This window comes from Citricoccus sp. CH26A (assembly GCF_000224415.1).
GTDB lineage: Bacteria > Actinomycetota > Actinomycetes > Actinomycetales > Micrococcaceae > Citricoccus.
The window spans coordinates 1-12,115 of record NZ_AFXQ01000016.1; the positions used below are offsets into that span (position 1 = coordinate 1).

Genomic DNA, 12,115 nt, shown 5'->3' on the forward strand with positions numbered 1-12,115 from the left:
TCGGCCTGCTCGGCGACCGGCGCGGCGTCGGCCGGCTGCCCCGCGGCGACCGCGCGGTCGTCCTCGGACTGCTGGGCCTGGTCACCCTGCCGGCCCGGCTGGCCCTGGTCGCTGCCGGCACGCCGGGACCGGCGGCGGCCGGAACCGCTGGCCGGTGCCGCGGGCTGGGCGGCGTCGGCCGACGTCGCGGGCTGCGCGGACTCCGCCGCCCCCGTGGTCTCGGCAGACCCGGTGGCCTCTCCCGCCTGGTCCGTTCCGGCCGGATCGTGGGCGTGCTGGGTGGCCGCGGCGATGTTGCGCAGGGCGGCCCGTGCGGCCTCGGCGCGGGCCTTGCGCTCGGCTTCCTCCTCCGGGCTGAGCTGCTGCTCGACCGGTGCCTCCTGCAGCTCCTCGCGCTCACGCTCGGCCTGGCGTTCACGGCTGCGGCGCCGCCGCTCGCTGCGCGAGGACTTGCGGCCGGCGTCGCCGGTGTCCGCGGCGGCACCGCCCCGCCTCCGCCGCCCCCACCGGAACGGGGCTCGCCCTGGGAGTTGTGGGCGCGGCGGTGCTCCACGGGGACGTCGTGGATGATGATGCCGCGGCCGTTGCACTGCTCGCAGGTCTCGGAGAAGATCTCCACCAGGCCGGTGCCCATGCGCTTGCGCGTCATCTGGACCAGGCCCAGCGAGGTGACCTCGGCGACCTGGTGCTTGGTGCGGTCCCGGCCGAGGCACTCCACCATCCGGCGCAGCACGAGGTCACGGTTGGACTCGAGGACCATGTCGATGAAGTCGATGACGATGATGCCGCCGATGTCCCGCAGGCGCAGCTGGCGGACGATCTCCTCCGCGGCCTCGAGGTTGTTCTTGGTGACCGTCTCCTCCAGGTTGCCGCCGGAGCCGGTGAACTTGCCGGTGTTGACGTCCACCACGGTCATCGCCTCGGTGCGGTCGATCACCAGCGAACCGCCCGAGGGCAGGAAGACCTTGCGCTCGAGCGCCTTGTGCAGCTGCTCGTCGATCCGGTGGGACGCGAACAGGTCCTCGCCGCCGTGGTCCTCGGGCTTCCACTGCGAGAGCCGGTCCAGCAGGTGCGGGGCCACGTAGGTGACATAGGCCTCGATGTTGTCCCAGACCTCGGGGCCCTGGACGACCATCCCGGAGAAGTCCTCGTTGAACACGTCCCGGACCACCTTGATGGTCAGGTCCGGCTCCGAGTACAGCAGCTCGGGGGCCAGGGTCTTGGTGGACCTCGACTTCGCCTCGATGCCCTCCCACTGGGCGCGCAGGCGGTTGATGTCGTTCATCAGCTCCTGCTCCGAGGTGCCCTCGGCAGCGGTGCGCACGATCACGCCGGCGTTCTCCGGCAGGTGGTCCTTGAGGATCTTCTTCAGGCGAGACCGCTCCACGTCGGGGAGCTTGCGGGAGATGCCCGTCATCGAGCCACCCGGCACGTACACGAGGTACCGCCCCGGCAGGGAGATCTGGCTGGTCAGGCGCGCACCCTTGTGGCCCACCGGGTCCTTGGTGACCTGGACCAGCACGGAGTCCCCGGACTTCAGGGCGTTCTCGATCTTGCGGGCCTTGCCCTCGAGGTTGGCGGCATCCCAGTTGACCTCACCGGCGTACAGCACGGCGTTGCGGCCCCGGCCGATGTCCACGAACGCGGCCTCCATGGACGGCAGCACGTTCTGCACCTTGCCCAGGTAGACGTTGCCGATCATCGAGTCCTGCGTGGTGTTGGAGACGAAGTGCTCCGCGAGCACGCCGTCCTCCATCACCGCGATCTGGATCCGCTGCTCGCGCTGGCGGACCAGCATCTTGCGGTCCACGGACTCGCGGCGGGCCAGGAACTCGGCCTCGGTGATGACGTGGCGGCGCTGGCGCCCCCCGGAACGGGACTCGCGCCGGCGCTGGCGCTTGGCCTCCAGCCGGGTGGAGCCCTTCAGGCTCGTCACGCCCTGCGGGCCGGTCGCCGCGGCGGCGGACTGACGGGGGGCACGGACCCGGGTGACGGTGTTCTCCGGGTCGTCGTCCGAGCCGCCCTCCAGCTCCATGTCCACGTCTCCGCGGCGGCGCCGGCGACGACGGCGCGTGCCCGAGCCGTCCCCGTTGCCGTCACCGCCGCGCTCGTCCTCGGACGTCTCGCCGTCCCCTGCGGTGGAGGTGTCATCGTCCCGGCCGCCGGCCTCTGCGTCCCGGGAGTCCTGTGCGGCCCCGCCGCCAGTGCGGCCCCGGGAGCGCCGGCGGCGGGACCGGCGCGAACCGGACGAGCGCCCCTCGGCCTCTTCGTCACCCTGGTCGTCACCGCCGTCACCGGAGTCACGGGAGTCACGGGCCTCACGGTCATCCGCATCCTTGAGGCCCTCGTCGGCATCCCGGTCATCGCGGTCACGGCGCCGAGTCGGAACCGGCGGGAGGGCCGAGAGGTCCGGCGCCTGGAAGATCAGTGCCAGCGGGTCGGCGGGCACGGCGAAGGGATCCGCCTGGTCCGGCTCGGCGTCCTCGTCCTCGGCGTCCCCGTCGCCGGAGGCCTCGCCCTCCGGCCGTTTGGTGGCCGTCGCGGCCTCGGAGGCCGGGGCTTCCGGGGCTTCCGAGGCTTCCTGCTCAGCCGCAGCCCGGGGGTCCGGCGCGTCGGTCTCGGCCGTCGTCTCCGCCTCGTCTGCAGGAGCGGAATCGGCCGGGGCCTCCGGGTCGACGGGTGCGGCCGTGACGGGCGTCTCCTGCTCGGCGGCATCCGCCGTGGGGGTCTCCAGGGTTCCGGCGGCGCCCGCGGCGTCCTGCGCCGGCTGGGCGGCCGACGACGTCCCTGCGGCGCCGGCCTGCGGGGTGACCTCGGGGGTCACGGTGTTCTCGGGGTTCTCGATGCTCTCGGCGGTCCCACCGGGTTCGAGGGCTTCGGTGGATTCTGCGTGGTCTCGATCGTTGGCTGCCATGGACAGCACCTCCTGCCCTGCCGGCACGCCACACTCGCGCCCACAGGGCGGCCAGGTCCGTTCCCGGTGGCGTTGCCCCCGATCCGCCGGTGCGGTGCTCGGGGTGCCGCCGTCGACGGACTCCAAAAAGTCTGAGGTGAACCGGGTCCCTGGTCTCCGCTGGATGCGGACGCGCAAGGCCGGAACCATCGGACGCCTGCCCGGTCTCACGCGCAGTGACACGTGCCGGAAGCGGCTCTCGTATGGCCGGGGACGCGCGGTCCGCGTCCCTCCAGCCGGACAGTCTTCCTACACTGCCCCAGTCCTGTGCCGCCGGCCCGGTGGCCGTCCGATGGACCCTGCCGATGGTGTGGCCACCGGTGGGTCACCGATCATTCTCTCACACGGCGGGCCAGATCAGCGGGATCACGGTGCGGAATCCGGGCACCGGATCCCGGCGCCGTACCGAGGGGTCATACCATGGTCGAGTGAACTCCCACGCGCCACAGACCTCCCATCCCGGGTCCGACCACGATCCCGGCCACGACGCGAGCCTGGAACCCGGCCTCCGGTCCGGGGACGACGGAGCGCCCACCGGGGGCGACGACGCCGGGACCGCCGAGGACCGCCGGCCGAGCTGGTACGCCCGCCCGCTGGGGACCGCCTGGATGCTGCTGGTCACCGGGTTGATCGGGATGTACGGCACGGTCGTGCTGGTGGCCGAGCGGGTGATGCTGTGGAACGATCCCAGTCACGTCACCAGCTGCGACATCAACCCGTGGGTCTCCTGCGGCGAGGTCATGAAGACCTGGCAGTCCCAGCTGTTCGGCTTCCCCAACCAGTTCATCGGCCTCGTGGCGTTCTCGATCATCATCACCATCGCCATGGCCCTGTTCGCCGGGGCCCGGTTCCGTCGCTGGTACTGGATCGGGATGAACGTCGGCGTGCTGCTCGGCTTCGCGTTCTGCGTGTGGCTGTGGAGCCAGGCCGTCTACGAGATCAACATCCTGTGCCTCTACTGCATGGTGGTCTGGGCCATGATGATCCCGATGTTCGTACTGCTCACCTCGCGCAACCTGCAATACGGCGTGATCCCCGCACCGGCCGGGGTGCGGACGTTCGCCGCCGAGTGGTCCTGGCCGATCATCGCCCTGCTCTACGTGGGCGTGCTGGCCTCGATCATGCTCCGGTTCTCCAACGCCTTCTTCTAGGCGGGAGGGCGCTCAGCGCCCTCCCGGACGGCCAGCAGGGTGACCAGGTCCGTGCGCATCGTCGAGGGATCGGCGTCCGGGCTGGGCTCGGTCACGTAGACCTCCCAGAAGGGCAGGGCGGGCTGGTGGCCGGAGTCCGCCACGGCCTGCATGAAGCGCGCCCAGGCCTCCCCGAGCCCGTCGTAGGGACCAAGGTGGGAGATGACGGCGATCCGGCCCCCCGGCAGCCGCGAGGGCGACAGGGTCGGGCCGGGCCCCGTGGTCCTCGCGCCTGAGAGCGGGCGGTCCACGGGGACACCGACCTCGAAGTCCACCGTATCCGTGGGCATTCGGGTGTGCAGGGCGAAGGGCGGACCCACCGGCTGGATCCCCTGTTCGCCGAGCGCGGGGACCAGTGCGCTGAACGTGGAGTCGAAGATCTCCGCCATCCGGTCCATCGGATAGTCCCTGGCCACGTTGACCACGGTGGGGACCTCCGGGGCGTCGAGGACCGTGAGTTCGCGGTACGGGCCGCCCAGGAAGTACGGGGCATCGGGCTGGGTGCTCATGGAGCGATCCTAGGGATCAGGGTGGCCGTGCGGCCACTCCCCTCCGGCGCCGTGCCCCGCCGACGCGCGGTCAGGCGAACCAGATCTCCAGCTCGCGCTCGGCGGAGAGCGTGGAGTCCGAGCCGTGGACCAGGTTCTTCTGGACGGACTCGCCCCAGTCGCGGCCGAGGTCACCGCGGATGGTCCCCGGCGCGGCCGTGGTCGGCTCGGTGGCCCCGGCCAGGGAGCGGAAGCCCTCGATGACCCGGTGGCCCTGGACGCGCACGGCCACGACCGGACCGGACCCCATGAACTCGACCAGCGGCTCGAAGAACGGCTTGCCCTCGTGCTCCTCGTAGTGCCGGACCAGCATCTCGCGGGTCGGGACCTGCATCTTCAGGTCGGCGATGACGTAGCCCTTGGCCTCGATGCGGGCCAGGATCTGTCCGGTGAGGTTGCGGGCGACGCCGTCCGGCTTGATGAGGACGAGGGTCTCTTCGGGGTGAGTGGTCACAATCGCTCCTGGGTGGATTCGGTCATGGACATGGGCGGGGGCCAGTCGGAGGATGCCCGCTGGCCGTCAGGTCAACCCTAACGGTCCCCCGAGAGGGCCTCGCGCATCCATCCGCCACGGACCGCAGGTTCACTCGGCATCCGGGTGCTCGGCGCGCCAGCGGGCCTCCGCCTCGGCCCGCCGGCGGTTCTCGCGGTCGATCTGGCCGCCCTTGGTGACGGCGTACCACCACGCGAGGCCGAAGCCGACCCCGATGATCACCATCGTGTACTCCAGGAAGACCCCGAGCAGCAGGACCACCTGCAGGCCCCAGCCGATCCAGATGCCCACCGGCTTGCGGACCAGGGCACAGGTGAGGATCGCGACGACGGCGAGGACCAGGGAGACCCCCAGGATCCAGCCGGCCTGGGGCTCCCCCCGGTGGACGCCGAACAGGGCCAGTCCGAAGAGCACCAGGACCAGCGCCTCCAGGACGAGCACGCTCGAGGTGAAGGTGGCACGGATGGAGCGGGCCTTCTTCACCTGGCCGGGCTTCCACTCCCGTTGGGCCCTCGTCTCGCGGGCGGGCCGCCAGGACTCGCGGCCGGGTTGCTCCGGGGCGCCGTCAGCGGGCGGGCCGGCCTGTCCGGACTGCTGGTCGCTCACGTCGTCCTCCCCCGATCCCTCGAGTCGTCATCGTGCCCGGCCTCCTCGACGCCGAAGGTGTCGTCATCCTGCCCCGCGGACCGCGCCGGGCGCCCGGCGCGGGCGGAACCGTCGCCCGCCTCCGCCTCGGCGAGGCCGTAGGTGTCGTCGGCGAAGATGTCCTCGTCGTCCTCGTCCTCGTCCAGGCCGTCACCGAGTTCCAGGCCCATGTCCGCGAACACCTCGACCCCGGGTGCCACCGGGACCACCCCGGGGGCCCCGGGCATCGCCGCCTCGGCCGCCGGGGCGCCGAGCAGCTCGCGCACCTCGGCCACCAGGGTGATGGACCCGGTCACGAGCACGCCTCCACCGGTTCCGGCACCGGCGCCCTCGGTGGCCTCCGCCCGGCCCACGGCCCACTCCAGGGCGTCCGGGATGGACTCGGTGGCGTGGACGTCGTCCTCGGGCCAGCCCGCGTCCAGCGCGGTCTGGGCCAGTTCTCCCGCAGGGATCGCTCGGGGCGAGTCCGACTGGGTCAGGCAGAGGTCCTCGACCAGGTCCCCGAACTGCCGGTAGAGCACGGTCAGCATCTCCAGCGCGTCCTTCTCCTGCAGGATGCCCACTACCAGCACCAGCTTCTCGAAGCCGAAGGCCTCCTGCAGGGCCTTGGCGGTGGCGGCGATCCCGGCGGGATTGTGGGCGGCATCGACCACGAGGGTCGGCGCGGTGCGCACCACCTCCATCCGGCCCGGCGTGGACACGGCGCCCACGCCCTCCTGCAGCAGCCCGGACTCCAGTTCCCGCTCGCCGCCGAAGAAGGCCTCCAGCGCCGCCACGGCCACCGCCAGGTTCTCGGCCTGGTGCTCTCCGTGCAGCGGCAGGGTCAGGTCCGGGTAGCGCCCGGCGATGCCCTGCACGGTGACCTGCTGGCCGCCGACCGCCACCGAGCGGGACTCCACGCCGAAGTCCACCCCCTCGAACCGGAACGGGGCGTCCACGGCACGCGCCGCGTCCAGCAGCACCTGCGCTGCGTCCGGGTCCTGGGCGGCCGAGACGAGGAAGCCACCGGGCTTGATGATCCCGGCCTTCTCCCGGGCGATCTCGGCGTCGGTGTCCCCCAGCAGGTCGGTGTGGTCCGCGGAGATCGGCGTCACCACGGAGACCACGCCGTCGGCCACGTTGGTGGCATCGGTGATGCCGCCCAGGCCCACCTCGAGCACCACCACGTCCACCGGCTCGTCCGCGAACACGGCGAAGCCCAGGATGGTCACGCACTCGAAGTAGGTCAGCCGGTTCTCCCCCGCCGCCTCCAGCTCGGAGTCCACGACCTGGACCACCGGCAGGATCTCGTTCCAGATCCGCACGAACGTCTCGTTCGGCACCGGGGCGCCGTCGATGCTGATCCGCTCGGTCACGGACGTCAGGTGCGGCGAGGTGTACCGCCCGGTCCGCAACCCGTACGCCCGCAGCACGGACTCGATGATCCGCGCGGTGGAGGTCTTGCCGTTGGTCCCGGTCAGGTGGATGACCGGGGCGGCCTTCTGGGGCTCGCCGAGCAGTTCCATGGCCCGCCAGAGCGGCGCCATGCGCGGTTCCATCTTGTTCTCCGGGGCCCGGGCGAGCAGGTCCCGGTAGACGGCCTCGACCGTCCGGGGTCCCCCACCGGCCGCACCGCCGGCAACGGCGGCGCTCACGCGTCGCCCCCGGTGGTCACGGCCCCGGCGACGGCGGCGACCGGGGCGACCGCGACCTGGACGGTCCTGGTGGCGTCCTCGGCCGGGTCCTGGCGCGGGTCCGCGGCACCGGAGTCCTCCAGCACCAGCTCCACGGTCAGGGTCTCGCCCGAGACCAGGTCCCGGTGTGCGTCCACGGCCTGCACGACGGCGGCCGGTCCGGTGATCACGGTCCGCACCCGGTCCGAGACCTCCAGTCCGGCGTCCTTGCGGGCCGACTGCACGGCACGGACCACGTCCCGTGCCGTGCCCTCGGCGGCCAGCTCCGCGGACACGGACGTGTCCAGGACCAGGAAGCCACCGGGCACCACGGCGACGGCGCGCTCGTCGGACGCGCCCCCGCCGCCGGAGGCACCGTCCGCACCGGCCGGGGCGCCCACGGTGGTCTGCAGGGAGTACTCCCCCTCGGCCAGCTCGATACCGCCGGCCACCACCGTGCCGTCCTCCTCGAGCCGCCAGTCACCGGACTTCGCGGCCTTGATGACGGCCTGGACCTGCTTGCCCAGCCGCGGTCCGGCGGCCCGGGCGTTGACCGCCAGGGACTGGCTGATGCCGTAGTCCGCGGCGGAGACCTCGCCCGCGTCCTGCAGGTCCACGGACTTCAGGTTCAGCTCGTCCCGGATGATGTCCGCGTAAGGGCCCGCGAGCCCGGCGGCGTCGGGCACGACGACGGTCAGGGACTGCAGCGGCAGGCGCACCCGCCGCTTGGCCCCCTTGCGCAGGGATGAACCGGCCGAGGCGATGCGGCGCACCGTCTCCATCCGCTCCACCAGCCGCTCGGCCTCCTCCGTCGACGCGAAGCCGGACAGGAACGGTGCCGGGTCCGGGTAGTCGGTCAGGTGTACCGAACGGCCACCGGTCAGCCCGCGCCAGATCTCCTCCGAGACCAGCGGCATCAGCGGGGCCGCGGCCCGGCAGAAGGCCTCGAGGCAGGTGTACAGGACGTCCAGGGCCTGGGTGTCCTCGTCGAAGAACCGCTGGCGGGACCGGCGCACGTACCAGTTGGTCATGGTGTCCATGTAGACGCGCAGCGCCTCCGTGGCGTCCGAGACCTCGTAGGCGTCCAGTCCGGACTTGACCTCACTGAGCATGCGCGCCGTGGCGGCCAGGATGTACTGGTCCAGCGGGTCGGTGGACTCGTACCGGGCCTGGGCACGGTAGCCCTCGGGCCGCTTGCCGCCGTCCACGGAGGAGTTGGCGTAGAGGCTGAAGAAGTGCCACACGTTCCAGGCGGGCAGCAGCACCTGGCGGGTGCCCTCGCGGATGCCCTCCTCCGTGACGACCAGGTTGCCGCCGCGCAGGATCGGGGAGGCCATGAGGAACCAGCGCATCGCGTCGGAGCCGTCGCGGTCCAGGACCTCCGAGACGTCCGGGTAGTTCTTCAGGGACTTGGACATCTTCTGCCCGTCCGAGCCGAGCACGATCCCGTGGCTGATGACGTTGGAGAACGCGGGCCGGTCGAACAGGGCGGTGGCCAGCACGTGCATGGTGTAGAACCAGCCGCGGGTCTGGCCGATGTACTCCACGATGAAGTCGGCGGGGTTATGGCCACCGTCGAACCACTCGCGGTTCTCGAACGGGTAGTGCACCTGGGCGTACGGCATCGAGCCGGAGTCGAACCAGACGTCCAGGACGTCCTCGACGCGGCGCATCGTCGCCCCGGCGGCGGCGGCCTCCGGGTCGGGGTGCGGGCGGGTCAGGTCGTCGATCCAGGGCCGGTGCAGGTCCACCTCGCCGGCGGCGTTGCGCGGCAGCCGGCCGAAGGCCTCCTCGAGCTCGGCGAGCGAGCCGTAGACCTCCTGGCGCGGGTAGTCCGGGTGGTCGGACTCCCACACCGGGATCGGCGAGCCCCAGTACCGGTTGCGGGAGATGGACCAGTCCCGGGCGTTCTCCAGCCACTTGCCGAACTGGCCGTGCTTGACGTTCTCCGGGATCCAGGTGATCTGCTCGTTGAGCTCGACCATCCGGTCCTTGAACGAGGTGACGGAGACGTACCAGGAGGTGATGGCGCGGTAGATCAGCGGGGTGCGGCAGCGCCAGCAGTGCGGGTAGGAGTGCTCGTAGGAGGCCTCCTTGACCAGCTTCCCGGCCGCGCGCAGCGCCCGGATGATGGTCCGGTTCGCCTCGAACGCCTGGACGCCGGCGATGTCCTTGAGCACGCCGTCACCGCGGGCCTCGTCCCCGAACAGCGGCAGGAACCGGGCGCCCTCGTCCACCGAGAGGATGACCGGGATGCCGTTGGCCTCGCAGACCCGCTGGTCGTCCTCACCGTAGGCGGGGGCCTGGTGGACCACGCCGGTGCCGTCGTCGGTGGAGACGTAGTCATCCACGAGCAGCCGCCACGCCTGACCGGTGCCGTAGGCCTCGACGTCCGCGAAGTAGGTGAACAGCGGCTCGTACTGCAGTCCGCCCAGCCGGGTGCCGGGGTAGGTGACCGTCACCGCCTCGGTGATCGCACCGGCGTCGGCGTAACCCAGCTCCCGGGCGTGCGCGCCGAGCAGGTCCTGGGCCAGCAGGTACCGGTGACCGGCAACGTCCTCCGCGGCGTCCGGGCCGGCCGGGACCACCGCGTAGGTGATCTCGGGCCCCACCACGAGCGCCTCGTTGGTCGGCAGCGTCCACGGCGTGGTGGTCCAGGCCAGCACGCGCACGCCGGCGAGCTCTGCGGCCAGGCCGGCGTCGGCCCCGCCGGCGGGCACCAGCCCCGCGTCCGCGGGCAGGCCGGTGATCGGGAAGGCCACCGTGACGGAGGGGTCCTGGCGGGACTTGTAGACGTCCTCGTCCATGCGCAGCTCGTGGTTGGACAGCGGGGTCTCGTCCTTCCAGCAGTAGGGCAGCACGCGGAAGCCGCGGTACGTCAGGCCCTTGTCGTGCAGGGTCTTGAAGGCCCAGAGCACGGACTCCATGAACTCGGGGTTCAGGGTCTTGTAGTCGTTCTCGAAGTCGACCCAGCGGGCCTGACGGTTGACGTAGTCCTTCCACTCCTCGGTGTACTTCAGCACCGAGGCGCGGCAGGCGTCGTTGAACGCGTCGATGCCCATGCCCTCGATCTGGGCCTTGTCCGTCATCCCCAGCTGCTTCATCGCCTCCAGCTCGGCGGGCAGCCCGTGGGTGTCCCAGCCGAAGCGGCGCTCCACGCGGCGGCCCTGCTGGGTCTGGTAGCGGGCCACGAGGTCCTTGACGTAACCGGTCAGCAGGTGCCCGTAGTGCGGCAGGCCGTTGGCGAAGGGCGGGCCGTCGTAGAAGACGAACTCGTTCGGCGTGCCGTCCTCGCCGTGGGCGGGACGGTGGTCGATGGAGGCCTGGAAGGTCCCGTCCTGCTCCCAGTACTGCAGGATGCGCCGCTCGATCTCGGGGAAGCGCGGCGAGGCCGGGGTGGTGTTCTGGGACTCCGCGTGCGGGTCGGAACTGGCGAGGGGGTACACGGTGTGGCCGTCCTTGTCTCGACGTGGGCTGCGTGCTGCTGCGTGTCTGCAAGGACGCCTGGCCGCCTCCCGGGGTGTTCCCCGAAGACGACGGCGGCGCGGTACCACCCTGCTTGCCGTCCCGTTCCGGTGGGCCCGGGTCCGGCGGGCGCCGGCCGTGGGGGCTCCGAGGGCCCAGGACGACCGCTCGTGACTGCTGTGACGGGCTTACCCGTCCGGTTCTACTGGGGCCGTCTGGCGCCTGGCGGACCCGGGTCCGCCGGCGGCATCACGCGCCTGTTCTTCCGGAAGCTCACCGGTGATGGCCGGGTCAGTGCTTTGCCGCCGATTCTACGCCACGGTCGTGCGCGCATGGGTCACCGGGTCCTCACGTGCGGATCACCTTGAACTGGGCGGCCTGGGCGACCGGTCGCATCACGACCTGGTCCAGGTTGACGTGGTGCGGCACGGACACGGCATACGCGCAGACGTCCGCCACGTCCTCGGCGGTCAGGGGCTTCTCCACGCCCGCGTAGACGCTGTCCGCGGCCGCCTGGTCGCCGCGCAACCGGTTCCGGGTGAATTCCTCGGTGTGCACCATCCCGGGCAGCACCTCCACCACGCGCACGTTGTGCTCGGCCTCCTCCAGGCGCAGTGCCCCGACGAGACCGTGTTCGGCCATCTTGGCCGCGTTGTACCCGCCGCCGCCCTCGTAGCTGGCCAGCGCCGCCGTCGAGGTCAGCACCAGCACGGTGCCCCGCCCGGTCTCCCGGAGCATCGGCAGGAGGGCCTGCACGGTGTTCAGCGTGCCCTGGACGTTGACCCGGTACATCCAGTCCCAGTCGTCCAGCCCGCCCTCGGACACGCGGTCCGTTCCCAGTGCACCGCCGGCGATGCACAGCACCGTGTCCGCCCCGCCGTTCTCCGCGACCTGGTCGCGCACCCAGGACATCTCCCGTGCGGACGTCACGTCCGCGGGCAGCGCCACGATCCGTCCCGGCGCACCGGCGGCCTCCTCGGCGAGTGCCTGCAGGCGGGCGGCGCGGCGGGCGACGGCGAACACCGTCCACCCCTCGGCGGCCAGCCGCAGGGCGGTGGCGCGGCCGATCCCGGAGGATGCCCCGGTCACGACGGCGGCGTGGCGCCCCGCGTGCTCTGACTCTGGTGTGTCCTGCGTCTCGGTCATGGCACCACTGTAGGTCTCCTGCC

Annotated in this window: 8 protein-coding genes; 1 reads left to right on the top strand and 7 read right to left on the bottom strand. The window is 71.8% G+C overall.

Features of this window, described 5'->3' with window-relative positions; all coding sequences use genetic code 11:
• On the bottom strand, window positions 1-2,914 hold a 2,914-nt coding region (locus CITRI_RS17375; RefSeq protein ID WP_010144748.1), incomplete at its 3' end, for an Rne/Rng family ribonuclease.
• A 467-nt stretch (window positions 2,915-3,381) separates the two neighbouring features.
• Here CITRI_RS17375 and CITRI_RS19425 point away from each other — a divergent pair.
• Window positions 3,382-4,104 (top strand): vitamin K epoxide reductase family protein, encoded by a 723-nt coding sequence (locus tag CITRI_RS19425; protein WP_010144749.1) that lies wholly within the window; start codon window positions 3,382-3,384, stop codon window positions 4,102-4,104.
• Here the strand turns inward: CITRI_RS19425 and CITRI_RS0110490 are convergent.
• From CITRI_RS0110490 to CITRI_RS0110515, 6 genes are all read right to left on the bottom strand, one after another.
• Window positions 4,101-4,652, bottom strand: coding sequence for a GyrI-like domain-containing protein (locus CITRI_RS0110490; protein WP_010144750.1), 552 nt, complete (start codon window positions 4,650-4,652; stop codon window positions 4,101-4,103). The two genes, CITRI_RS19425 and CITRI_RS0110490, sit on opposite strands and share 4 nt — an antisense overlap.
• 70 nt (window positions 4,653-4,722) lie before the next feature.
• The gene (gene ndk / locus CITRI_RS0110495) at window positions 4,723-5,145 is read right to left on the bottom strand and encodes a nucleoside-diphosphate kinase (RefSeq protein WP_010144751.1); all 423 of its coding nucleotides are present in this window, start codon (window positions 5,143-5,145) and stop codon (window positions 4,723-4,725) included.
• Window positions 5,146-5,274: 129 nt separating this feature from the next.
• A complete protein-coding gene (locus CITRI_RS0110500; RefSeq protein WP_010144753.1) occupies window positions 5,275-5,790 on the bottom strand; it encodes a DUF4233 domain-containing protein in 516 nt (171 codons plus the stop codon).
• Window positions 5,787-7,463: a Mur ligase family protein gene (locus CITRI_RS0110505; RefSeq protein WP_010144754.1), complete on the bottom strand. Its 1,677-nt coding sequence runs from the start codon at window positions 7,461-7,463 to the stop codon at window positions 5,787-5,789. Before CITRI_RS0110505 ends, CITRI_RS0110500 begins: the two co-directional genes overlap by 4 nt.
• Window positions 7,460-10,927, bottom strand: a complete 3,468-nt coding sequence (gene ileS / locus CITRI_RS0110510) for an isoleucine--tRNA ligase (protein ID WP_010144755.1) — start codon at window positions 10,925-10,927, stop codon at window positions 7,460-7,462. Before ileS ends, CITRI_RS0110505 begins: the two co-directional genes overlap by 4 nt.
• Window positions 10,928-11,294: 367 nt before the next feature.
• Entirely contained in the window at window positions 11,295-12,092 is a 798-nt protein-coding gene (locus CITRI_RS0110515; protein WP_010144756.1) for an SDR family oxidoreductase, read from the bottom strand.
• Window positions 12,093-12,115 lie beyond the last annotated feature (23 nt).